The organism is Streptomyces sp. BE303 (assembly GCF_036290945.1).
Taxonomy (GTDB): domain Bacteria; phylum Actinomycetota; class Actinomycetes; order Streptomycetales; family Streptomycetaceae; genus Kitasatospora.
In genome coordinates, this window is the sequence record NZ_JAQYWZ010000303.1 from 13614 (window position 1) to 35866 (window position 22253).

Sequence of the window (22253 nt, forward strand, 5' to 3'; positions counted from 1 at the left end):
TGTCTTCGAGGAGTCCACCCCATGTGCGGAATCGTGGCCTACATCGGCCCCAAGGACGCGACCCCCTTCCTGCTGGAGGGCCTGGCCCGGCTGGAGTACCGCGGCTACGACTCGGCGGGCGTCGCGGTCGCCGGGCGCACCGGCGGGCTCAAGGTCCGCAAGGTCAAGGGCCGGGTCGCCGACCTCGCCGCGGCCGTCCCGGCCCGCTTCAAGGGGACCACCGGCATCGGCCACACCCGCTGGGCCACCCACGGCGTGCCCAGTGACGCCAACGCCCACCCGCACCTGGACAACGCCGGGCGGATCGCCGTCGTCCACAACGGCATCATCGAGAACGCCGACGAGCTGCGGGCCAAGCTCGCCGCCGACGGCGCGGTCTTCCGCTCCGAGACCGACACCGAGGTGCTCGGCCACCTGATCGCCGCGCACGCCGCGGAGGGCGTGGAGCTGGAGGACGCCGTGCGCGCCGCCCTCGCCATGGTCGTCGGCACCTACGGCATCGCCGTCCTCGACGCCGAGCAGCCGGACCGGATCGTGGTCGCCCGCAACGGCAGCCCGATCGTGCTCGGCATCGGCGAGAAGGAGATGTTCGCCGCCTCCGACGTCTCCGCGCTCGTCCGCTACACCCGCCAGGTCGTCCACCTGGAGGACGGCGAGCTGGCCACCGTCCGGGCCGACGGCTTCCGCACGTTCACCGAGGACGCCCGCACCACCCACCGCCAGCCGTCCACCGTCGACTGGGAGATCGACTCCTACGACACCGGCGGCTTCGCGCACTTCCTGCTCAAGGAGATCCACGAGCAGCCCGGCTCGGTCGAGCGCACCCTCGGCGGCCGGCTCGACGAGCGGTTCGCCACCGCCCACCTCGGCGGCCTCAACCTCGACGCCCGGGAGCTGCGCGAGATCCGCCGGGTCAAGATCCTCGGCTGCGGCTCCGCCTACTACGCGGGCGAGATGGGGGCCCAGCTCATCGAGGAGCTCGCCCGCATCCCCGCGCACAGCGAGCCCGCCTCCGAGTTCCGCTACCGCAACCCGGTCATCGAGGCCGACACCCTCTACATCGCGGTCAGCCAGTCCGGTGAGACCTACGACACCCTCGCCGCCGTCCAGGAGGTCAAGCGCAAGGGCGGGCGGGTGCTGGGCGTCGTCAACACCGTCGGCAGCGCGATCGCCCGCGAGTGCGACGGCGGCATCTACCTGCACGCCGGTCCGGAGATCTCGGTCGCCTCGACCAAGGCGTTCACCTCCACCGTCGTGGCGTTCGCCCTGATCGCCCTGCACTTCGGCCGGATCCACGACCTCTCCCCGGCCGACGGCCGCCGCATCGTCACCGCCCTCAAGGCGCTCCCCGACCAGATCCGCGAGGTCCTCGCGCAGAGCGACGCCATCGCCGAGCTCGCCGCCGAGTACGCCGGGTCCGAGGGCATGATGTTCATCGGCCGGGTCCGCGGCTTCCCCGTCGCCCGTGAGGGCGCGCAGAAGCTCAAGGAGATCTCCTACGTCCACGCCGAGGCGTACCCGGCGAGCGAGCTCAAGCACGGACCGCTGGCCCTGATCAGCCCCGAACTGCCCACCGTGGCCCTGGTCCCGGACGACGAGCTGCTCGACAAGAACCTCACCACGCTCGGCGAGATCAAGGCCCGCTCCGGCCGGGTGCTCGCCGTCGCGCACCGCCGCCCCGACGCGAAGCTCGCCGACCACTGCATCCTGGTGCCCAGGAGCGAGCCGGAGCTCGACCCGCTGCTCCTCAACATCCCGCTCCAGCTGCTGGCGTACCACGCCGCGGTCGCGCTGGAGCGGGACGTCGACAAGCCCCGCAACCTGGCGAAGAGCGTGACGGTGGAGTAGCCGACCGAACAGCCGGTCCGGGCCCGAACCGGGTCCGGACCGGGTCGGAGAACCCGGGACGGCGGGGCGCGGCGAAACCCGGGAAGAAAGACCCGCCGTTCCGCCCCGGGACCTGCTACAGTCGATGTCAGTTGCAGTTTCGGTTCCCATGAACTTTGTGTGCGCCTGCCGGTTGTGACCGCTGGCGCATTTTTTGTTTCTCCGGAATTTTCCTCGAATTTCTTCGGATTTTCTAGGAGTCTTCTTCTGGGTGGGTACTCATAGCGGCGACGCGGATCCTGCGAGGTGCGGGCTCCGGGAATTGCCTTTCAAGGAGAATTTTAATGGCTAATGGCACCGTGAAGTGGTTCAACGCGGAAAAGGGCTTCGGCTTCATCGAGCAGGAGGGTGGCGGCCCGGACGTCTTCGCCCACTACTCGAACATCAACGCCCAGGGCTTCCGTGAGCTGCTCGAGGGCCAGAAGGTCGAGTTCGACGTCACGCAGGGCCAGAAGGGCCCGCAGGCGGAGAACATTCGCCCGCTGTAGTACCACCCGCTGATCGGTCACCCGCCGAACAGCCAGGGCCTGCACCGCGTTCCGCGCGGTGCAGGCCCTTCGGCATGTCCGGGCCCGGGTGTCCGGGGCATGTCCGGCCCCGGACACCCGGCCCGGGTGTCAGTCGGCGCGGTGGACCACCTCGCCGCCGACGACCGTCAGGTCGGCCCGGGCTTCCAGGAACGCCTTCGGGTCCACGGCGAAGAGGTCCTCCGAGAACATGACCCTGCCGTCCCGCTGCAGCTCGTGGACGAGGGCGGCGTCGGTCGTGTCGAGCACGCGGGGCTCCTGGGGACGGGGCGGGGGAGTCCCGGCCATCTACCCCGACCGCCCGCGGAGCCCGGCCCGCCCGCCCCCGCCCCGCCCGCCCCGGCCCCGGCTCGTCCGCCCCGGCCCGGCCCGCGGGTCAGCCGGCCGTGCCGCTGCGCGCGGCGTCGGTCCGGGAGACCGCCGCGGCCCGTACGGCCGCTGCGGCCAGGCGGTGGTTCTCGGCAGCACCGCCGCCGCCACCGGCGCTGAAGCTGCGGCGGGTGTAGCTGTAGGCGACACCGCTGCGCGGGTCGGCGAACGACTGGGCGCCCACCGCGCCGCTGTGCCCGAAGGCCTCCGGCCCGAGGAACGCGTAGCGGGAGCTCTGGGCCTCGAAGCCGAGGCCGAAGTGGTCCTGCTCGCCCGTCACCAGGTCGGTACCGCGGGTGCGGACCGGACCGAACTCGGCGATCGTCCCGGCCGTGAGCAGGGGCGGACGCCCGTCCAGGCCGTGCGCCGCCGCCGCGTACATCGCCGCCAGCCCGCGCGCGTTGCCCACCCCGCCGGAGGAGGCCGGGCCCTGGGCGCGGACCGAGCGGGTGTTGGCGAACTCCACCAGATCGGTGGGCGGGGCGGCGTTCAGGTTGAAGGCGATCCCGGTGATGCTGTCGGGCGCGGGCCCGTCGGCCTGCCGCCCCGGGGCCGGACGGGCCGGCCGCACCGGCAGGTAACGCGGTTCCAGCTCGGCGGGCAGCCCGAGATGGAAGTCCAGCCCGAACGGCGCCCTGACCCGCTCCTCGAACAGCTCCTGGAGCGAACGGCCGGTCCGTCGGCGGACCACCTCGCCGGTCAGCGCGCCGATCACGAAGGCGTGGTAGCCGTAGGCGGTACCGGGCTCCCAGAACGGCTTCTGGCGCGCCAGCCGCTCGGCGAGCCGGCGGTCGTCCGCCAGCTCCTCGGAGGTGAACCCGCCGTCGACGCCGATCAGCCCCGCCCGGTGTTCCAGCAGCTGCCGCAAGGTGATCCCGGCCTTGCCCTCGGCGGCGAACTCCGGCCACTCCCGGGCCACTTCCTCGTCGAGGTGCAGCACGCCCTCCTGCACGAGCAGCGCCACCAGCAGGTGCGCCGCGCCCTTGGCCGAGGAGTAGAGGGCGAACAGCGAATCGCCGGACACCCCCTCGCCGGCCCAGAGGTCCACCACCCGCCGTCCGTCCAGGTGGACGGCCAGCTGTGCGCCGCCGCCCTCCGGCTCCTCGGCGACGACGGCGGCGAACTCCGCCCGTACCTCCTCGAACCCGGGCGCGACGCTCCCGCTCACACCGGTGCTGCTGGACATGGTTCCCCCTCGGACGGCGACCGCGGGCCGTGATCACCGGCCTGCCGCTCCGTCAACCACGGCGGGGGTGGAGTGATTCCGGGGCGGACGGGGAGATTCCGCGGCGCCCGGCCGCCCTCGGGCCGAGGGCGGCCGGACGCGGAGGCGCCCGGCCGACCCGCGGCGACCCCGGCAGGGGCCGAGGGGTCAGTAGTCGGCGCTGGGGGCGCGGGTGGTGTCGCCGAGGTCGGGCCGGTCGCGGAGCTCCAGGACCTCGCCGTGACGGTCGAATTCGAGGACGACCAGGGTGTTGCGGCCGGCGCGCCAGAGCGGGCCGGGGGCGTAGAGGGTGCGCTGCGGCCCCTCGTGGGTGTAGCGGCCGAGGAGGAAGCCGTTGAGCCAGAGGAGGCCCCGGCCCCAGGCGGGGAGCGCGACGAAGGCGTCGGCCGGGGCGTCGAGGTCGGTCTCGAAGCGGTGGAAGACGGGGTCGCCGTCGTCCACCCCGGTGGTCCCGTCGAAGACCAGGGCGTCGAGGTCGGTGAGCGGCAGCGGGCGGATCTCCCAGCCGAAGAGCCGCTGCCGGTCGTGCGAGACGCCGCGGCCGATGCCCTTGCGGTCGTCCATCTGGGGGCCGTAGTTGGTCCGGCCGAGGGCCTCGACCAGGATGTCCAGGGTCACGCCGGCCGGGCCGGTCTCCAGCGGGACGGTCTCGCCCGGGGTGTTGCGGTCCAGGACGCCGATCGGGCGGCCGTCGGCGAAGACCTGGGCGCGGTCGCCGATGCCGTCGATGCGCAACGGCATGGCGGGCCGCGGACCGGGGACGTGGGTGCGGTAGTGGATCAGTCCGAGGGACTGGCCGACGTTCTCCATCGGCTCGGGCGCGGCCCGGCGTACCGGGGCGGAGAGCGCGTCGAGGGAGTCCAGCAGGCGGGCCCGGCCGGTCGGACGGTCGAGCTGGCGGGGCGTCAGGCGGGGAGGGAGCTCGGGGAGTTCACCCTCGGGCAGTGGCACGTACCGGCCGATCACGGCGCGCAGGGCGTGGAACTTCTCCGTGAGTTCGCCCGCCTCGCCGATCGGCGCGTCGTAGTCGTAGCTGGTGACCGTCGGCTCGTACCCGGAGTCGTACGGGTTCGCGCCCGAGTGGTTGGCACCGGCCCAGAAGCCGAAGTTGGTGCCGCCGTGCGCCATGTAGAGGTTGACCGAGGCGCCGGTGGCGAGCAGTTCGTCCAGCGAGCGGGCGGACTCCTCGGCGTCCCGGACGTGGTGCGGCTCGCCGGTCCGGTCGAACCAGCCGATCCAGAACTCCATCGCGGCGAGCGGGCCCTTGGGCTGCTGGCGGCGGAGCACCTCGAACCGCTCGGGGGCTCGGGAGCCGAAGGTGGCGGTGGCGAGCAGGCCGGGGATCGCGCCGCCCTGCTGCATGTAGTCCTCGGAACCGTCCGTGGTGAACAGCAGGCAGTCCACGCCGCGCGTGACCAGGCCGTCCCGCAGGTGCGCCAGGTAGGCGGCGTCGTTGCCGTAGCTGCCGTACTCGTTCTCGACCTGGACCGCGACCACCGGGCCGCCCCGGCCGGCCAGCAGGGGCAGCAACTCGGGTGCCAGGGCGTCGAACCAGCCGTCCACCTCGGCCAGGAAGGCCGGGTCGGAGCTGCGCAGCCGCATCCCGCCGGCGGCGAGCAGCCGGGCCGGCAGACCGCCGAACTCCCACTCGGCGCAGATGTACGGGCCGGGGCGGAGGATGACGTCCAGGTCGTGCGTCTGCGCCAGCCGGACGAACCGGGCGATGTCCCGCCAGCCGGTGAAGTCCACCTCGCCCGAGGGGAGCTCGTGGAAGTTCCAGGGGATGTAGGTGTCCACGGTGTTCGCACCGAGGGCACGCAGTCTGCGCAGCCGGTCGTCCCAGAGGTCCGGATGGACGCGGAAGTAGTGCAGGGCACCGGAAACGATGCGGTGCGGCGCGCCGTCGCGGCGGAATCCGGTGTCGTCGTAGTCGAGCATGCGGTGACCAGCTTTCGATGGTGCGCGGGCTGCCGGGCGGCGCCGGCTGTCGGTCCTGGGCAGTCGGAGGGCCGAACGGGTGGTGCGGCGCGATCGTGCCCGGAGCGGATCTCCGGTCGGCCGCCGCGAAGCCGCCCCGCCCTTCGGGCTTCTCCCCCCGTCTGCCCCGGCAGTCGCTCGTGACACCCCCTGTGGGGCACCCCCGTGGGACACCTCTCGTGGGGGTGTCCCACGGGGCCCGCCAGCCCTAGACTGCTCAGCTCGCGCGGTATTACCGACTGGTAGGGATGGGGAGTCCGGATGGCCGACGACCGGGTGCACGCGTTCGGGGACGACGCGCTGGGCGAGCACGACGCGGTGGCGCTGGCGGCGCTGGTACGGGCCGGCGAGGTCCGTCCGGCGGAGCTGGCGGCCGCTGCTGCCGCGCGCGCCGAGCGGATCGACGCGGCCCTCGCGCCGGTCGCGTTCGCCTCGTACGAACGGCCGCACACGGCGGCCGGCGCCGACCGGGACGCGCCGCTCCACGGCGTGCCCAGCTACCTCAAGGACAACGTCGACCTGCGCGGCATGCCCACCGGCCAGGGCAGTTCGGCGTTCCGGGCCAAGCCCGCCCGCCGCACCGCCGGCTTCGCCGAGCAGTTCCTGAGCACCGGCCTGTCGGTGCTGGGCAAGACCCGGCTGCCGGAGTTCGGCCTCAACGCCTCGACCGAGTTCGCCGAGGCCCGCCCGGTGCGCAACCCGTGGAGGCCCTCGCACTCCCCGGGCGCCTCCTCCGGCGGCTCGGCCGCCCTGGTCGCCGCCGGCGTCGTCCCGATCGCGCACGCCAACGACGGCGGCGGCTCGATCCGGATCCCGGCGGCCTGCTGCGGCCTGGTCGGGCTCAAGCCCACACGCGGCCGGATGGTCGCCAACGGTCAGGGCCGCCTGCTGCCGATCGACCTGATCACCGACGGCGTGCTGACCCGCTCGGTCCGCGACACCGCCGCCTTCCTCGCCGCCGCCGAACGCCACCACCGCAACCCCGCACTGCCCCCGCTCGGCCTGGTCGAGGGGCCGGGCGACCGTCCGCTGCGCGTCGGCCTGGTCGTCGACTCCCCGCTCGCCGTCACCGACGGGCCGACCCGGGCGGCGGTCGAGGAGACGGCCGCCCGGCTGGCGTCGATGGGCCACGAGGTCACCCCGGCCACCCTGCCGTTCGGCGAGGAGTTCTCCCGCGACTTCACCATGTACTGGGGGTACATCGCCTTCCTGATCGCGACCACCGGCAAGCTGGCGCTCGACCCGAGCTTCCAGGCGCGCAAGCTGGACGGCCTCACCACCGGGCTCCGGCGCAGCTTCCACCGCCAGTTCACGCGGACCCCGGGCGTGCTGCGCCGCCTCCGCCGGGCCGAGCAGGCGTACACGGCGATGTTCGACGCGTACGACGTGGTCCTCTCGCCGGTGCTGGCGCACGTCGCACCGCCGATCGGGCACCTGAGCCCGAACGTGGCGTTCGACGAGCTGATGGCCCGGCTGGTCCGGTACGTCGCGTTCACGCCGGTCAACAACGTCACCGGCGGCCCGGGGCTCGCGCTGCCGGCCGGGGCCACCGCCGACGGCCTGCCGATCGGGGTGCACCTGTCGGCGGCGCACGGCGGGGAGCGGGTCCTGCTGGAGCTGGCGTTCGCGCTGGAGGCGGACCGGCCGTGGCGGCGGATCCAGGACGGCGAGGGGCACCAGGAGCGGCAGGCCGCGCGGGTGGGGCTGGGCTGAGCGGGCCCGGTCCGGGGCGGGCGCGGGCGGGCGCCGGGGGCGGGCGGGTGTTCAGCGCAGTACGGGAGAGGCGATCGCGCAGGCCGCCAGGACCTCGCGGCGCAGCGGGCCGAGCACGTCGTCCGCATCCTGCGGTGCCGCGTCCTCGGGCGGCCCGGACGATCCGGGAGGCTCGGACCTGTCGGCCGGACCGGTGCTCCCGGGCAGCGCGGTGCCGGTCCGCAGGGCGGTGGCGAGCGCGTCCAGGTCGCGGGTGATCGCGCCGACCCCGGCCGACGGCGGTGCCGGTTCGCCGTGCTCGACCCGGACCCGGGTCGCGGTGGTGGCCTCCACGACCCGCTCCACGGCGATCACCAGCGGCCACCAGGCCGCCGCCCGCGTCGCCGTGGGCGGCGGTTCGGTGAGCGCGCGCTGGAACTCGGAGCGCACCGCCGAGAGGTCCCGGTAGAGCCGCCGCCGGTGGCGCAGCCGGGACGTCTGGTCCCGGCCGGGCCCGGCGGCGAACGCCATAGCCACGTACGCGGCGGTGTCCCCGACCGCGTCGGCCAGCCGGTCGCCGATCCGGGTGTGCCAGGACTCGGGCCAGCACAGGTAGCCCGCCACCAGGACGATCGCGCAGCCGATCAGCGAGTCGTACAGCCTGGGCAGGACCAGCCGGAAGCCCTGGTGGTTCAGCAGGTCGGAGAGGAGCAGGATCACCGGGGTGATGGCCGCCGTCTGGAACGCGTAGCCCTTCGCGGAGACGGCCGGGATCAGCGTCGCCAGCAGCGCCATGGTGGGCACGTCCCACCAGCCGATGGGCACCTCGGCGAGTACCGGGGCGGCGATCAGCAGCCCGGCGGCGGTACCGAGCGCGCGGAGCACGGCCCGCGAGAACACCGAGCCGAAGTCGGGTTTGAGGACGAAGGTGACGGTCAGCGCGACCCAGTACGAGCGCGGTACGGGCAGGACCGAGACCACCGCCTGGGCGAGGCCGATGCAGAGGGCCAGCCGCAGCCCGTACCGCCAGGACGCACCGGAGAGCAGGGCCGCCCGGGCCGTGCGCCGGAGTCGTACCCGCGGGCCGGCCGGCCGGCCGAGCGGGTCGGGCGGGTGGACCGCGTCGGACGGGTCGGGTGCGGGTGGCGCGGCGTGGTGGGGTGCGGCGTGGTGGGGTGCGGCGTGCTGGGGTGCGGCGTGGTGCGGTCCGTGCGGGGTGGAGCGGTGCGGGCCGCGCGGGTCGGGCACGGGTTCGGCGACGACGGCCGCCGCGTACCGGAGCGCCTGGTCGAGGGCCCGCTCCGACGGCCCGGTCGGCGGTGGCAGACCGAGGTCGGCCGGCACGGCGGCGGAGCCCTGTCCGATCGCGTCGGCCAGGGTCAGGACCGCCGCCGGGTACGCCTCCGGCAGCGGGCCGAGCCGGGTCGGGCGGAGCTTGGCGGCGGAGGCCGCCTCCACGATCGGGATCACCGCGTTGAGCCGCGCGACCAGCCGGGCCAGCCCGGGGGAGCGGCCGTGCCGGCGGGTGCGGTGGGCGAGCAGCAGGTCGTACGAGCCGTTGAGCGACTGGGTGACGGCCTGCCGCCGCTCGTCGTGCGCCGGTGTGCCGGCGGCGCGCAGGAAGCCGGCGACGGTCCGGTACGTGCCGGCCACGGCCTCCCGCTCCGGCACGCCGCCGCGCAGCGGCCAGGCGAACAGCGTGAGGACCAGCACCACCAGCCCGCCGAGACTCAGCAGCAGCGGGGCCTTCCACCAGGGCTGCGGCATCGGCAGGCCGGCCCCGACGACCGCGTTGAGCAGGAGCAGCAGCCCGGAGACGGAGGCGACCGCGCCGATCGAGGAGATCATCCCGGAGACCAGCGCGACCACGGTCAGCACCACGACCGCCGGCCAGCCCTCGCCGTACACCAGGGTGCCGAGCGTCACCCCGACCGCGCCGAAGAGCTGCGGCACGGCGATGTTGAAGACCCGCATCCGGTAGGCGTCGGCGGTGTCGCCGATGACGGCGGACAGCGCGCCCATCGAGACCAGCGCGCCGTACTCGGGCCGGTCGGTCGCGAAGCCGACGGCGAGCGGGGCGGAGAGCGCGACCGAGGCGCGGGCCACCGCCGCCCAGGGCACGGGTGCGGGGTGCGGGCGCAGTCCCGCGGTCAGCCAGCTGGGAGGGGTGAGCCGGGCGGCCCTGGTGCGCCGTGCCATGGAGCCAACCTACGGCCCGTCGGCGGACGGGGCCCGGTGGGCGTGACCGGGGCCTGTGGTCCGGCCCGGCGTCCGGCCCGGCCTCCGGCCTGTCCCCCGGCCCGGCGCCCGGCCTGTGGTCCGGCCCGGCGTCCGGCCCCGGCCGGTGGGTGGGACGAACGGTCAGTTCGCCGTACGGGTGGGCCGGGCGGGCGGGGCCGGGTGCGCGGGCCGGCCGGGTTCCTCGGCGGCCCCGACCGCGGCCCCCGGCCGTGCGGTCGCCCCGTCGGCGGTCCGGCGCCCGGTGGGGAGGTCGCGGACGCGGCCGACGGGTGACAGGAGCAGGATCAGCGCCGCCAGGGGCACCCCGGCCGTGGCGATCCACATCGCCGGGCGCAGCCCGAGGGTGGTGCCGAGGACGCCGGCGAGGACGGCGCCGAGCGGGATGGTGCCGAAGTTGAGGACGGCGGTGCTGGCGGTGAGCCGGCCGAGCAGCTCGGGCGGGCAGTAACTCTGTTGGAAGCCGGACTTGATGACGTTCCCGGCCACCACCCCGGCCGAGACGCTGAACCCGCCCACGGCGTAGCAGAGGACGCCCGCGCCGCCGCTGGTGAGGGGGATGAGCAGGGCGAGCACGGGCAGGCCGAGTTCGAAGAGGACCATCGCCCGGGCGGTGCCCGTCCGGGCGGCGACCCGGCGGGCGGCGAACGCCCCGGCGACGCCCCCGCTCCCGGCGGCGGCGACGAGGCCGCCCACCGTGCCGGCGTCGAGCCCGACCTCGCGCACCAGGAAGGCCACCTGGATCGACTGGTACCCCATCAGCGCCAGGTTGGAGGAGGCGCCGAACAGGGCCAGGGCGCGCAGCCAGCGGTCCCCGGCGAGCAGCCGCATTCCCACGGCGACCTCGCGGCCGAGCGCGCGGTCGGTGGTCCGCGCCGCCGGCGTCTCGCGGTGCCGGATCCGGCCCAGGCAGAGCAGCGAGACGAGGAAGGTCGCGGCGTTGGCGAGCATGCCGTTGGCGGCGCCCGCCAGCTGGGCGATCAGGCCGCCGGAGCCCAGGCCGACGATCTGCGCGGCGGAGGCGCTGCCGTGGAGCTTCGCGTTGCCCTCGGGTTGGTCCTCGGGGGCGAGCAGGTCGGGCAGGTAGGCGGTGTAGGCGGTCTGGAAGAAGACGGCCGCGGTGCCGGTGAGCAACGCGACGGCGAGCAGCAGGCCGGTGCTCAGCAGGTCGAACCACCCGGCGACCGGGACGGCCGCGAACAGGAGCAGCGAGACGGCCGCGGCGGTCAGCATGACGGGGCGGCGCGGTAACCGGTCGACCCAGACCCCGGCCGGCAGGCCGATCACCAGCCAGGGCGCCCAGGCGGCCGCGCTGAGCAGGCCGATCTCGAAGGTGGAGGCGTGCAGTTCGGTGACGGCGATCAGCGGCATGGCCACGCCGGTCACCGAGGCACCGAACTTGCCCGCGGTCTCGCCGCACCAGAGCAGCCGGAAGTCGCGGTGCCGGCGGAGGAGTCCGCCGCGGGCGCCGCTCATCGGGTTTCCTCCTGCCCGTCGCGCGGGCCGTCCTCGGCGCCGGCAGGTCCGAGGGCGGTCGGTCCGGCGGCGGTCGGTCCGGCGGCAGCTCCGGCGCCGACGGCCTCGTGCGGACGGCGGGGGAAGGACTGGAGCTGGACGACGACGGGCAGCGCCTCCGGGTCGGGTGCGGCGTCCGGGTCGGGGGCGTACCGTTCGACGACGGCGGCCAACTCCTCGTTGAGCGACTTGAGTCGGGCCGGATCGAGGCGCAGGTGGCTCCAGTCGGAGATGCTGCCGACGTTGCGCCACTCGTCCGGCCAGTCCTCGGAGATGTACTCGTCGACCCGGTCGAAGAGGCGCCGGACCACCCCCTGGAGGTAGACGGAGAGCGGGCCGTGGCTCTCCGGGTCGTCGCGGAAGTCGGCGGTGTCGAGCCGGTTGGGGACGGGGACCCGCCGCCACCACCGTTCGCGCTTGGTGCCGCGGCCGGTCTCCTCCTCGATGAACCCGTGCTCGGCGAGGTGGCGCAGGTGCCAGCTGACCGTCCCGGTGTTCTCGCCGAGCCGCTCGGCGAGCAGGGTGGCGGTGGCGGGGCCGTCGAGGTTCAGCAGCTCGAAGATCCGCATCCGCAGCGGGTGGGCCAGTCCGCGCAGGCTGCGGGCGTCGAGGCGGCGGTGCGGGCGCGGGGCCGCAGGGGCTGAGGGGGTTGCCGCGGGTCGTGACGGGGCCGGGGGACGGGCATCGGGGGAGCCGGGATCGCCGGACCGCTCGGTGGGCATGCCGGAATCCTAAGATGCAGAGACTTCTCTGCATAGAGGTGTCTGCAGAGAAGTCTCTGTAAGTTGAGCGGACGCTCCGGGCGGGCCCTGGGGCGGGGCCCGGAGATCACCCCCCCGGCGCCCCGTCCGCCGCCCCTACGCTGCGCCGTCCGCCTCCTGACCCGGCGTCGGCTCAGCCGCGCCGCGCGTCCTCGCATGCCGGGCCAGGCTGTCGCGCAGCCGGGTCAGACGGCGGATCTCGGCGTCCAGCGCGGCCAGCCGCTGCTGCACCACCGGGGTGAAGGTGTCCGGCCCGCGGTCGCCGGTTGACGGGCAGCCGCGCGGCGGGTCCTCGGTGAGCAAGGCAAGCCGGTGAGCCTTGCGGGCCACGTCCTCGACGGTCAGGCCGAGCGCCAGCAGCTCGCGGATCACCCGCACCCGGGCCACCTCCTCCGGCCCGTACCTCCGCTGGCCGGACGCCGTCCGCGCGGGCGGCGGCAGCAGCCCCCGCTGTTCGTAGAACCGCAGGGCCCTGGGCGTCGTGCCCGCCGCCGCCGCGGCGTCACCGATCCTCATGCGCGTCCGTCCTCCCGCTCACGCCATGGCTACACTTCGACGATCGTCGCGCCGAAGATGCCGTCACCGTCGATCAGTCGGGGCAACGCCGACGGCGCCTGTTCGATGCCCGACACGACCGTGGTGGGCACGACGAGCTGGCCGGCCCGCAGCCATCCCCCCAGCCGCTGCCGCCACTCCGCCTCCAGGTCCGGGTGCTGCAGCCCGGCGAACCCGTGCACGGTGACGCCCTGGGACAGCAGACGGAAGCTGTCGACCACGGCCGGCGAGCTGCCGCCGCGGCGGTCCGGCGCCATCTGCCCGGAGAGCGCCCCGACCAGCGCGAACCGCGCCCCCGGCCGGGCCGCGTCGACGGCGGCCGTGAGCTGCTCGCCGCCGACCAGGTCGAGCAGCACGTCGATCCCCTCCGGTGCGGCCGCCGCCAACTGTTCGGCGAACGGCCCGGCGCCGCGGACCAGGACGGCGTCGTAGCCGAGCTCCTCGGTCAGCCGCTTCGCCTTGGCGGCCGAACCGGTGGTGCCGATCACCCGTGCGGCCCCCAGCAGCCGGGCCACCTGCCCCGCCACCGTGCCGACCGCTCCCGCCGCGCCCGTGACCAGCACGACGTCCCCCGCGCGGACCTCGGCCGAGCGGGTCAGCGCGCCGTACCCGGCGGACGCGGGGGAGAGCAGTGCGAGCGGGTCCGGGACGGCGCCGTCCACACGGGTGAACGAGGCCGCGTCGCCCACCGCGTGGTCCCGCCAGCCCTGGAGGTGGGTGACCAGGTCGCCCGGGCGGAGCGCCTCGTCCGCCGGCCGGTCCGGGCCCACGGCCAGGACCTCGGCCAGCGCCGGACCGAACAACGCCTGACCCGGCCCGATCGACGGCAGCGGAGTGTCCGTCAGCTCGCCGCCGATCAGGGTGCGCAGGCCGGGGAAGACCAGGAAGGCCCGGTTGCGCACCAGCACCTGGCCGGGGCCGGGGGCGGCCAGCGGCGTCTCGGCCAGCGCGAAGTGCTCGGGGCGGGGGAGGCCGGAGGGCGCGGCGACGAGCCGGACCTCGCGTGCGGTGGTGGGCAGGGGGAGGGACATGGCGGACTCCGAAACGGGACGGCGCGCGGCGGTCGGTCCGCCGCGGAGATGCGGGGACGGTAACCCCTGACGCGCGGGTCAGGGGCAAGGCCGTCGTGCCGTCCCTCTCCGTCGCGTCGTCCTCGACACCGGTGACGGCCTCGTCCGCTGTCGCTCCGTCACCGGCCGTCCTGTCACCGGCCGTCCGTGCGCCGCCACTCCGTGCGCCGCCACTCCGTGGAGGCCGTCATCGCCCACCGGGCGGTCCGATGATCTTCTAGAGTCGCCTCCGGTGCGACCGTACGACCGCACCGGACGCATCCCTGCGCACACCTGCACCACGGAGAGGCAGCACCCACCATGAGCGAGCAGCAGGCACCCGAGCCCTTCGAGCCCGTCGTCGAGGACTGGCAGACCGCCCTGGTCGTCGTCGCCCACCCCGACGACATGGAGTACGGCGGCGCCGCCGCCGTCGCCCGCTGGACGGCGCAGGGCAAGAAGGTCGTCTACGTCATGGTCACCAGCGGCGAGGCCGGGATCGACACCCTGGAGCCCGAACGGTGCGGCCCGCTGCGCGAGGCCGAGCAGATCGCCTCCGCCGCCCTGGTCGGCGTCGACACCGTCGAGTTCCTCGGCCACCGGGACGGCGTGATCGAGTACGGGGTGCCGCTGCGCCGCGACATCGCCCGCGCCGTCCGCCGCCACCGCCCCGACATCGTCATCACCAGCAACTTCCGCGAGACGTACGGCGGCGTCTTCCTCAACCAGGCCGACCACGTCGCCGTCGGCCGGGCCACCCTGGACGGGGTGCGGGACGCGGGCAACCGGTGGGTCTTCCGTGAGCTGACCGCCGAGGGCCACGAGCCCTGGGAGGGCGTCCGCCAGGTCTGGGCGGTGGCCTCCCCGGACTCGCGGCACGCGGTCGACACCACCGACCACTTCGACGCCGGCGTCGCCTCGCTGGAGGCGCACAAGGCGTACCTGGCCGGGCTGGGCGGCGCGATGGCCGACGCGCGCGGATTCCTGGAGAGTCTCGGGCGGTCGGCCGGCACCCGGCTGGGCACCCGGTTCGCCGTCGCGTTCGAGGTCTTCCCGCTGCGTTAGGCGGACGGAAGGGCGAGCAGTGGTGTTCCTCCTTCCTCAAGAGGAGGAACACCGCTGCCGGCGGGTCGGGCGGATACGGGGGCGTCCTCTCCGGAATCCTCGATATCGGACCCCCGGATTCCCCGGCCGCCGGATTTCCCGACCCCCCGAACGTTTCGCTTTCGGAGCGGCATTCGGTCGGATCAGGGCCGGGCGAGTCCGAATGAGACCGAATCGGCCGAACCGGGACGGGAAGGCCCGCCGGGACCGGTCGCGCCGCGGAGCGGCCGGTCAGTCCTCCGAGTGTTCGGGGTGTGCGGAGCCGTCGCCGACATCGCCCCCGCCGTCGTTGTCGGCGTCGTCGTCATCGCTCCGCCCCCGGCGACCCCGTCGACGGAGCAGCCGGTGCAGCACGAGCGCGGCGACGAGCAGGCCGAACCCGGCCAGCAGCCAGAGCTGGTACCGCACCGCCGTCCGGTACACCGCCCCGATGTTGGCGCCGGCCAGGTAGCCGAAGGCGGACCAGACGCCCACCCAGAGCGCGGCCCCCAGGACGTTGAACGGCTGGAACCGGCGCCACGGCATCCCGGTGGTGCCGGCGATGATGCCGTTGGTCTGCCGCAGCCCGTCGATGAACCGGGCGACCGTGACCACCTTGCCGCCGTGCCGCGCGAAGAAGCCGTCCGCCCGCGCCATCCGCGCCGGTGTGAGCAGCACGTACGGTCCCCACCGGTGGACGAAGGCGCGTCCGCCGGTGGCGCCGATCAGATGACCCAGGCTGTTGCCGACCACCGCCGCGGCGAAGGCGATCGCCACCACGGCGGCGAAGCTCAGGTGCCCGGTGCCGGCGTAGACGGAGGCCAGCACGAGGATGGTCTGGCCCGGCGCCGGGATTCCGCAGTTGTCGAGCAGCACGAAGAGCGCCACCGCCGGGTAGCCGTACTGCTCCAGCAGCGGTGCGAGAGCCGCGAGCGGCCCGGGCAACGCCGGGTCGGCCGCCGCGAGGGCGGTCGTGGTCGCCGCCCCGGTGAGCGGTGCGGGAGGGAACGCGAACGGCACGGCTCACCGCCCCGGGCCGCTGCGGCGCGGGGCGGCGGCCGCTGGGATCAGTGGATCGCCTTGCGGGGTTCGATGTTGCAGTCGGGGCCGGGGTAGATCAGGCCGGTGTGACCGTCCTCGAAGCGGACCATGTACGGCGGCTGGCCGTCCTGACCGCGCACTTCGACGATCTCGCCCTTCTGGTCGACCATACCCACCGCTCGGCTGTGGACGTGGAGCTGGTCACCTACCGCTGCGTGCATGGTCTTGCTCCTCGGGTAGCGGTGGCCGCACGGGCGGCCGTTCTGCCTTCCACTGTGCTGCGGGGGTGGCCCGCCCGCAACGGCGCACCGCGGCCCGGGGTCGTCTCCGGGCCGACGCCGGGGCCGACGCCGGGGCCGCTTCCGGGCGCCGGCGCAGGGAGACGCTGCCGGGAGGTGCCCCCGGTCGCCGCCGGCGGGTCCGGCCCGGAGACCGGCCGCTCAGCGCGGGCCGAGGTGTTCGGCGAGGTAGCAGCGGACCAGCCGCTTGCACTCGGCGATCAACGCCGGATCGCCCTCCGGGTCGCCGCGGAAGGCCAGCTTGAGCACCGCGTCCGCCGCCTCCAGCGCCACGCGCAGTCCGAGCGTCAGTGCCGCCGGGTCGGTCGTGGCGAACAGCTCGCCACCGAGCGCCTGGAGGCGCAGCGCGACGGCGCCGTTGTTGTCCAGCTCGGCGTCCAGCAGATGCCGGTCGTCGTGGACGCCGGTCGGCCCCGCCGCCCCGGCCAGCCCGAAGTCCACCTGGCCGAAGCCCGGCACGCTCCGCTTCATCGCGACGAACTCCTCGACCGCCAGGTCGGTGAACCCGGCCGTCCCGGTGGGCGTCCCGGACCGCAGCCGGGTGTCGAGGCGGTGCAGGTAGTGGTCGAGGTTCCGGCCGGCCAGCGCGGCCAGCAGGTCCTCCTTGCCCGCGAAGAACTGGTAGAGCGTGCCGATCGGCACCTGGGCCCGCTGGGCCACCTCCTTGGTGGTGAGCGCGGCGGCACCGGCCTCGTCGAGCAGGGCGGCGCAGGCGTCGAGGATCCGCTCGTACCGTTCCTGGCTGCGCTGCTGCACCGGCCGCCGCCGGCCGGCACCGGTCCGCCCGGGGGCCTGGTGACTCCTCGTGTCCGCGCTCATGGGGCCACTGTGCCGCATCCGGCGCACGTCGGGCCAATCACCCGCGCGGACGTGGGGCGCGCGCCCGGAACCCTGTTCGGCCGCCCGTCTTCGCGCCGGTACCGCCCCCTCCCGCCCCCCTCCCGGGCGCCGCCCGCCGCCGTTCCGTCACCGCCGGCCGCCGTTCCGCCACCGCCCCGCCGCCGTCGGGGTGGCCGGTCCGGGGGCGGCGGAGGGATGATCGGAGACGTACCGCTTCCCCTGCCGGAAGGAAGCCCGGATGTCCGGCCCGACCGCCTCTCACCCCGACGCCGGGGGCGCGGGTGGCGCGCGCCTGAGGGTCACCACCAGCGAGCACGCCGTCAAGACGCTTGTCTGCCGGATCGAGGGCGAGGTGGACCACGAGAGCCGGCACGTGCTCGACGAGACGCTGTCGAGCGCTGTGGCGGCCGGTCCGGTGCTGCTGGTCGTCGACCTCGCCCCGCTCACCTTCGTCGACTCCGCCTGCCTCAACGCGCTCCTCCGGATCCGCCAGGAGGCCGAGGAGGCGGGGACCAGACTCGTCCTCGCCGGGCCCGGCCCGCAGATGCAACGGCTGTTGGCGGTCACCGGCACCGACGAGGTGTTCACCGTCTGGCCCAGCGTGCACGCGGTGCCCGGACTCGGCGCGCCGTAGGGCCGACCTTCACGGCGGCCGTCCCCATCGCCCGGCGCCCCGCGTGCCCGTGCCTGTCCGGGCGCACGCTGTGGGGACCCGGCCGGTGCCGGTGTCGGTGCCGGTGACTGTGGCCGTGCCGGCCGGTCAGGCCGCCGGATACTGGTCCGGCGGGTGGATCGAGGAGAGCAGCGCGATGAAGCGCTCGGAGCCGCTGATGACGCCCGGCTGGTTGCTGCCGGGAGGGGCGGGTTCGACGGTCACCGTCTCGATCTCGCCTTCGTGCACCCACAGGATGTCCGGGGACAACCGGTGCTCGGCGGAGGCGCCGTCCCAGTTCTGCCGGATCACCATCGAGAAGGCGATCAGCTGGATACGGAGGTCGGTGCCGTCCACGGCCTGGAGGAAGAGGAACTCCTCGTGGGGGACCATGGCGAGGACGCCGAGGGGCGCGGGCCGGGTCAGCAGCTCGGGCGCGCGCAGGACGTGGGTGCAGGTGAAGCCGCTCTCACCCTCCACGGACACCATGGGGTTCGGCTTGCCGTCGTCGTCGAGGTCGACCGGGTGGGTGCGCAGGTTCCCCAGAGCGGCGTCCCACACCTCCTCCGCGCCGAGGTTCCAGGACTCGAACTGGGCCGGGGGCACCGCGGCCGACAGGTTGTCGGCGAAGCGCAGCACGAGGACGGCCGCCAGGTCGCCGGTGAGGGAGAGCGCCAACCCGTGGTGGTCGCCGACCGTGTCGGCGCGGACCAGCCTGGGCATGAGCAGGTGGCGCACCTCGTCGAAGCCCGCCCGGTAGAGGGCTTCGCGGCGGTCGCGTAGGGAGAGCTGCCCGTTGAGGTAGTCGACGGTGGCGCTGCGCCACTGGTCGTGGGGCAGGTCGCTGACGAGCCGGGCGATCTCGGCGAGGTCGAGCGCGATGCCCGGTTCGTCGGCTGCGCCGAGCCGCAGGTGCTGCCGGTCGCCGAAGTTCATCGGCGGACCGGAGTCGCTGCCGTCGAGGAAGATGTCGGCCAGTACGTCCTGGAACGCCTGCCACTCGGCCGGGCCGAGCCAGGAACACCAAGGAGGCACAGGGGAGTTACCGAGGTCGCCGGACTTCTTGGCCCGTCGGAACAGAGGCATGCCGCACAGCGTAGAGGGCTTCGCCGCCGTGCGGGAGTGCGCAGACGTACCGGTTCGGGTGCGGCTCCTGAGGCCCGGGGTGACGCAGGCTCCGGTCGTGGCGCGGAACGAATATGACGCCGCGTCAGGCCACGGCTTCCCGTGGACTCCGGAGGGCTGCCGCCAGTACGGCGGCGGCCCGCGCGACCAGTGGTTCGTCCGCCGGCGCGGCGGCGTCCCGCTTGGTGGACAGGACGGCCAGGACGACGTGCGCCCCGTCCGGTGTCCGGGCGACGCCCACGTCGTTGGTGGTGCCGTAGCCGCCGGTGCCGGTCTTGTCCGCGAGGGACCAGCCCTCGGGGAGTCCGGCGCGGAGGCGGGCGGCGCCGGTGGTGTTGGCGCGCAGCCACGCGGTCAGCCGCCGTCGGTCCTGCGGGGGGAGGGCGTCCCCGAGCACCAGTTCCCGGTGGCTGCGTCCGATGGCGGCCGGGCTGGTGGTGTCCGTCGACCGTCCCGGTTCGGCGGAGTTCAGCTCGGGCTCCCACCGGTCGAGCCGCGTCACGCCGTCGCCGAGGGACCGGGCGAAGCGAGTGATCGCCGAAGGTCCGCCGAGCTCGCGGAGCAGGAGGTTGTCGGCGGCGTTGTCGCTGTGGGCGATGGCGGCGGCACACAACTCCGCGACGGTCATGCCGTTCGCGAGGTGCTCGGGCCTGCCCGTGATCGGGGCGTACCCCGCGTCCGTGACGTCCTTCGCGGTGTACCGGATCCGCCGGGCGAGGAACTCGCCGTCCCGGTCGAGGTCCCTGAGGATCGCGGCGGCGGTGAGCGTCTTGTGCACCGAGCAGATCGGGAAGAGCTCGTCGGCCCGGTAGCCGACGGTCCTGCCGGTGACGGTGTCCTGCGCGAACACGCCCAGGCGAGCGTCGTGCTGCCGTTCGAGGTCGGCCAGCCTCCTGATCGCCGCGTCGCCCCTCGGCGGGCCGCCGCCCGAGGCGCGCGCCGCCCCGCCCGCCGGCATCGCCGCCGTGAGCGCCGCGCCCGCACCGAGGGTCAGCACTGCGCGACGGCCCGGGCGCCCTGTGAAGGTCTCCACGACCGTGTCCTCTCTCTGTTCGGTGACCGTTCCCCGGAGTGGGCGGACGTCTCCGCGGTCGGATAGGTTCGTCCACTTCCTGCCCCTCCTACCCCAACCGGCCGCACGCCCACCCCCGACGTCGCCGGCCGCCCGTCGGATGCGGCTGGCGTTTCGGCCGCCGACCACTAACATGAGTACCCCTCATGTTCGTCCATGGGCGTTCACCGCCACGTGAGCAGGGAGTCCGGCCATGCCGCACCGACTCGACCTCCCGGCGGGCTTCCGCTGGGGAGCCTCCACCGCCGCCCACCAGATCGAGGGGGCGGTGGACGAGGACGGCCGGGGACCCTCCGTCTGGGACACGTTCGCCGCCCGCCCCAGCACCGTCCGCGACGGCCACACCGGGGCGGTGGCCTGCGACCACTACCACCGCTACCCCGAGGACATCGCCCTGATGAAGGGCCTCGGGCTGGACGGCTACCGCTTCTCCGTCGCCTGGCCCCGCATCCGGCCCACCGGCGAGGGCGCGGTGAACCCCGCCGGCCTCGACTTCTACGACCGCCTGGTGGACGCCCTGCTCGCCGCCGGCATCACCCCGCTGCCCACCCTCTTCCACTGGGACCTCCCGCAGACCCTGGAAGACGCGGGCGGCTGGCTGAACCGCGACACCGCGTACCGCTTCGCCGAGTACACCGCGATCGTCGCCGACCGCCTGGGGGACCGCGTCCCCGCCTGGATCACCCTCAACGAGCCCTTCGTGCACATGGTCTACGGCTACGCCCTCGGCATCCACGCCCCCGGCCGCGCCCTGATGCTCGACGCCCTGCCGGTGGCCCACCACCAGCTCCTCGCCCACGGCCTGGCCGCCGCCGCGCTGCACGAACGCGGCCTGGACGTCCTGATCGCCAACAACCTCACCCCCGTGTGGCCCGCCTCGTCCGCCGACGCCGACCTCGCCGCCGCACAGGCCTACGACGTCCTCCACAACCGCCTGTTCACCGACCCCCTCCTCCTCGGCCGCTACCCCGACCTCTCCGCCTACGGCGTCGGCCCCGACCTCGGCGGCAGCGTCCACGACGGCGACCTGAAGCTCATCACCGCCACCCCGCTCGACGGCCTCGGCGTCAACTACTACAACCCCACCCGCATCGCCGCCCCCACCGAGCCCGGCCTCCCCTTCGCCGAAGCCCCGATCGAGGGCGTCCCCCGCACCGCCTTCGACTGGCCCGTCGTCCCCGACGGCCTGCGCGAACTCCTCACCGGCCTCCGCGACCGCTACGGCGCCGCCCTCCCGCCCGTCACCATCACCGAGAACGGCTGCTCCACCACCGAGGAGCTCGACGACACCTTCCGCATCGACTACCTCGCCGGCCACCTCGACGCCCTCGCCGCCGCTGTCGCCCAGGGCGTCGACGTCCGCGGCTACTACACGTGGTCCCTCCTCGACAACTACGAGTGGGCCGAGGGCTACCACCAGCGCTTCGGCCTCGTCCACGTCGACTTCGAGACCCAGCAGCGCACGCCGAAGGCGTCCTACGCCTGGTACCGCGACCTGATCGCTGTCCACCGGGCGCGGAATGTGAAGCGGGGGTGGTAACTATGCTGCGAAATAGTCGAGTTGGTGAATCTCGTGACTGGCGGCTACCGTCTGCCTGTCATGGCGGGCCTGTTCGACGGGCTGAGGGTCCCCGTACCATCGGGTGGCTGCTGGCGGCGGTGACTCCGGTCGGCTGACACATCAGGGAGGGTTCGGGTGGCGGACGGCAAGCACGGGGACGGCGATGCGAACCTGTCGGATCAGGCGCTACGACTGAGGCTCTACCTCGAGTCGCTCCAGCTCCTGATGCCCGAGCCGCAGTTCAAGCTTCTGAGGGACCTTCTGTGCGGCTATGTCGAGCTCGGCGGTGGGCGGATCGACGTGAAGCTGGACGACGAGGAGCGGGAGCTGTTCACACCTGCGCTGCAGCGCGAACTGCTCGTTCTCCTCGGCCTGCTCGGTGCCCTGGCACCTGGGCACGAGGACCGCGCCGACCGCGTAGTGGCCGACCTCGGTGACGGTGAGTGGGTCAAGGGGGCCATGTCGCTCGTACCGCCGGAGGTCGCCTCCGACCCGACCCGCCTGTGCCAACTGCGTGACAGGTTCGACGCCGTTGAAGGCCGGCGGGCGGGCGACCGTGCGACGGTGGAGGGAATTGCAGAGGTGAGCGGGATGGCGGGGATGGAAGAGAACTGGTCTGAGTGACTTCGGCTCCGCGGATGCCCTTCCGGCGGCTGTCAGAACCGGTACGTGGCCTTCGTCCATTGCGAAGGGGCAGCGCCGAGCACGACCTTGAGGATGGTCCTGACCGGACTCGTGCGGTGATCGCCGATGACCAGCCGGGCGCCGGTCGGGCTGCGCTCGGG

At 74.3% G+C, this 22253-nt stretch carries 20 protein-coding genes; 7 read left to right on the forward strand and 13 right to left on the reverse strand.

Going from position 1 to position 22253, the window contains the following annotated elements; all coding sequences use genetic code 11:
- Positions 1 to 21 precede the first annotated feature (21 nt).
- Positions 22 to 1848, forward strand: coding sequence for a glutamine--fructose-6-phosphate transaminase (isomerizing) (glmS, locus tag PUR56_RS03245; protein WP_329885032.1), 1827 nt, complete (start codon positions 22 to 24; stop codon positions 1846 to 1848).
- 323 nt (positions 1849 to 2171) lie between these two features.
- Positions 2172 to 2375, forward strand: coding sequence for a cold-shock protein (locus PUR56_RS03250; protein ID WP_042388274.1), 204 nt, complete (start codon positions 2172 to 2174; stop codon positions 2373 to 2375).
- A gap of 129 nt (positions 2376 to 2504) precedes the next feature.
- On the opposite strand, the gene PUR56_RS03255 is transcribed toward PUR56_RS03250, so the two are convergent.
- From PUR56_RS03255 to PUR56_RS03265, 3 genes are all read right to left on the reverse strand, one after another.
- Positions 2505 to 2663 (reverse strand): hypothetical protein, encoded by a 159-nt coding sequence (locus tag PUR56_RS03255; protein ID WP_329947755.1) that lies wholly within the window; start codon positions 2661 to 2663, stop codon positions 2505 to 2507.
- A 127-nt stretch (positions 2664 to 2790) separates the two neighbouring features.
- A complete protein-coding gene (locus PUR56_RS03260; RefSeq protein ID WP_329947756.1) occupies positions 2791 to 3969 on the reverse strand; it encodes a serine hydrolase domain-containing protein in 1179 nt (392 codons plus the stop codon).
- A 186-nt stretch (positions 3970 to 4155) separates the two neighbouring features.
- Positions 4156 to 5946: a glycoside hydrolase family 35 protein gene (locus PUR56_RS03265; RefSeq protein WP_329947757.1), complete on the reverse strand. Its 1791-nt coding sequence runs from the start codon at positions 5944 to 5946 to the stop codon at positions 4156 to 4158.
- Positions 5947 to 6246: 300 nt separating this feature from the next.
- Between PUR56_RS03265 and PUR56_RS03270 the strand changes: the two genes are divergently transcribed.
- On the forward strand, positions 6247 to 7698 hold the full coding sequence (locus PUR56_RS03270; protein ID WP_329947758.1) for an amidase: 1452 nt from the start codon (positions 6247 to 6249) through the stop codon (positions 7696 to 7698).
- A 51-nt stretch (positions 7699 to 7749) separates the two neighbouring features.
- On the opposite strand, the gene PUR56_RS03275 is transcribed toward PUR56_RS03270, so the two are convergent.
- The 5 genes from PUR56_RS03275 to PUR56_RS03295 all read right to left on the reverse strand — a co-directional run bounded on the left by PUR56_RS03275 (position 7750) and on the right by PUR56_RS03295 (position 13777).
- Positions 7750 to 9876, reverse strand: coding sequence for an FUSC family protein (locus tag PUR56_RS03275; RefSeq protein ID WP_329947759.1), 2127 nt, complete (start codon positions 9874 to 9876; stop codon positions 7750 to 7752).
- 162 nt (positions 9877 to 10038) lie between these two features.
- On the reverse strand, positions 10039 to 11391 hold the full coding sequence (locus PUR56_RS03280) for an MFS transporter (protein ID WP_329947760.1): 1353 nt from the start codon (positions 11389 to 11391) through the stop codon (positions 10039 to 10041).
- On the reverse strand, positions 11388 to 12152 hold the full coding sequence (locus PUR56_RS03285; RefSeq protein WP_329947761.1) for an ArsR/SmtB family transcription factor: 765 nt from the start codon (positions 12150 to 12152) through the stop codon (positions 11388 to 11390). Before PUR56_RS03285 ends, PUR56_RS03280 begins: the two co-directional genes overlap by 4 nt.
- A 135-nt stretch (positions 12153 to 12287) precedes the next feature.
- Entirely contained in the window at positions 12288 to 12707 is a 420-nt protein-coding gene (locus PUR56_RS03290; protein WP_329947762.1) for a MerR family transcriptional regulator, read from the reverse strand.
- A gap of 29 nt (positions 12708 to 12736) precedes the next feature.
- Positions 12737 to 13777, reverse strand: a complete 1041-nt coding sequence (locus PUR56_RS03295; RefSeq protein ID WP_329947763.1) for an MDR family NADP-dependent oxidoreductase — start codon at positions 13775 to 13777, stop codon at positions 12737 to 12739.
- 339 nt (positions 13778 to 14116) lie between these two features.
- On the opposite strand from PUR56_RS03295, the gene PUR56_RS03300 reads away from it, so the two are divergent.
- A complete protein-coding gene (locus tag PUR56_RS03300) occupies positions 14117 to 14860 on the forward strand; it encodes a PIG-L deacetylase family protein (RefSeq protein ID WP_329947764.1) in 744 nt (247 codons plus the stop codon).
- Positions 14861 to 15130: 270 nt separating this feature from the next.
- Here PUR56_RS03300 and PUR56_RS03305 read toward each other — a convergent pair whose 3' ends face one another.
- The 3 genes from PUR56_RS03305 to PUR56_RS03315 form a co-directional block, all read right to left on the reverse strand.
- Positions 15131 to 15898 carry a DedA family protein gene (locus tag PUR56_RS03305; RefSeq protein WP_329947765.1) on the reverse strand — a complete coding sequence of 256 codons (768 nt, stop codon included), beginning with the start codon at positions 15896 to 15898 and terminating at the stop codon, positions 15131 to 15133.
- 47 nt (positions 15899 to 15945) lie between these two features.
- Positions 15946 to 16140 (reverse strand): DUF1918 domain-containing protein, encoded by a 195-nt coding sequence (locus PUR56_RS03310; RefSeq protein ID WP_329885046.1) that lies wholly within the window; start codon positions 16138 to 16140, stop codon positions 15946 to 15948.
- Between the two features lie 219 nt (positions 16141 to 16359).
- Complete coding sequence (locus PUR56_RS03315; RefSeq protein ID WP_329885047.1) at positions 16360 to 17037, reverse strand: TetR/AcrR family transcriptional regulator; 678 nt, start codon at positions 17035 to 17037, stop codon at positions 16360 to 16362.
- Positions 17038 to 17296: 259 nt separating this feature from the next.
- On the opposite strand from PUR56_RS03315, the gene PUR56_RS03320 reads away from it, so the two are divergent.
- Positions 17297 to 17692, forward strand: coding sequence for an STAS domain-containing protein (locus tag PUR56_RS03320; protein ID WP_329947766.1), 396 nt, complete (start codon positions 17297 to 17299; stop codon positions 17690 to 17692).
- Positions 17693 to 17818: 126 nt separating this feature from the next.
- Here the strand turns inward: PUR56_RS03320 and PUR56_RS03325 are convergent, their stop codons facing one another.
- On the reverse strand, positions 17819 to 18796 hold the full coding sequence (locus PUR56_RS03325) for a hypothetical protein (protein ID WP_329947767.1): 978 nt from the start codon (positions 18794 to 18796) through the stop codon (positions 17819 to 17821).
- Positions 18797 to 18920: 124 nt separating this feature from the next.
- Positions 18921 to 19868: a class A beta-lactamase gene (bla, locus tag PUR56_RS03330; protein WP_329947768.1), complete on the reverse strand. Its 948-nt coding sequence runs from the start codon at positions 19866 to 19868 to the stop codon at positions 18921 to 18923.
- A gap of 232 nt (positions 19869 to 20100) precedes the next feature.
- On the opposite strand from bla, the gene PUR56_RS03335 reads away from it, so the two are divergent.
- Complete coding sequence (locus PUR56_RS03335; RefSeq protein ID WP_329947769.1) at positions 20101 to 21447, forward strand: GH1 family beta-glucosidase; 1347 nt, start codon at positions 20101 to 20103, stop codon at positions 21445 to 21447.
- 156 nt (positions 21448 to 21603) lie between these two features.
- On the forward strand, positions 21604 to 22092 hold the full coding sequence (locus PUR56_RS03340) for a hypothetical protein (protein WP_329947770.1): 489 nt from the start codon (positions 21604 to 21606) through the stop codon (positions 22090 to 22092).
- Positions 22093 to 22253: the final 161 nt, after the last annotated feature.

Excerpts from the sequence above, each read along its gene's own strand:
- PUR56_RS03295 (WP_329947763.1), bottom strand. The coding sequence starts at position 13,777 with ATGTCCCTCCCCCTGCCCACCACCGCACGCGAGGTCCGGCTCGTCGCC.
- glmS (WP_329885032.1), top strand. The coding sequence starts at position 22 with ATGTGCGGAATCGTGGCCTACATCGGCCCCAAGGACGCGACCCCCTTC.
- PUR56_RS03265 (WP_329947757.1), bottom strand. The coding sequence starts at position 5,946 with ATGCTCGACTACGACGACACCGGATTCCGCCGCGACGGCGCGCCGCAC.
- PUR56_RS03325 (WP_329947767.1), bottom strand. The coding sequence starts at position 18,796 with ATGCCTCTGTTCCGACGGGCCAAGAAGTCCGGCGACCTCGGTAACTCC.
- PUR56_RS03300 (WP_329947764.1), top strand. The coding sequence starts at position 14,117 with ATGAGCGAGCAGCAGGCACCCGAGCCCTTCGAGCCCGTCGTCGAGGAC.
- PUR56_RS03250 (WP_042388274.1), top strand. The coding sequence starts at position 2,172 with ATGGCTAATGGCACCGTGAAGTGGTTCAACGCGGAAAAGGGCTTCGGC.
- PUR56_RS03285 (WP_329947761.1), bottom strand. The coding sequence starts at position 12,152 with ATGCCCACCGAGCGGTCCGGCGATCCCGGCTCCCCCGATGCCCGTCCC.
- PUR56_RS03315 (WP_329885047.1), bottom strand. The coding sequence starts at position 17,037 with ATGAGCGCGGACACGAGGAGTCACCAGGCCCCCGGGCGGACCGGTGCC.
- PUR56_RS03290 (WP_329947762.1), bottom strand. The coding sequence starts at position 12,707 with ATGAGGATCGGTGACGCCGCGGCGGCGGCGGGCACGACGCCCAGGGCC.
- PUR56_RS03310 (WP_329885046.1), bottom strand. The coding sequence starts at position 16,140 with ATGCACGCAGCGGTAGGTGACCAGCTCCACGTCCACAGCCGAGCGGTG.
- PUR56_RS03280 (WP_329947760.1), bottom strand. The coding sequence starts at position 11,391 with ATGAGCGGCGCCCGCGGCGGACTCCTCCGCCGGCACCGCGACTTCCGG.
- PUR56_RS03335 (WP_329947769.1), top strand. The coding sequence starts at position 20,101 with ATGCCGCACCGACTCGACCTCCCGGCGGGCTTCCGCTGGGGAGCCTCC.
- PUR56_RS03275 (WP_329947759.1), bottom strand. The coding sequence starts at position 9,876 with ATGGCACGGCGCACCAGGGCCGCCCGGCTCACCCCTCCCAGCTGGCTG.
- PUR56_RS03270 (WP_329947758.1), top strand. The coding sequence starts at position 6,247 with ATGGCCGACGACCGGGTGCACGCGTTCGGGGACGACGCGCTGGGCGAG.
- PUR56_RS03260 (WP_329947756.1), bottom strand. The coding sequence starts at position 3,969 with ATGTCCAGCAGCACCGGTGTGAGCGGGAGCGTCGCGCCCGGGTTCGAG.
- PUR56_RS03320 (WP_329947766.1), top strand. The coding sequence starts at position 17,297 with ATGTCCGGCCCGACCGCCTCTCACCCCGACGCCGGGGGCGCGGGTGGC.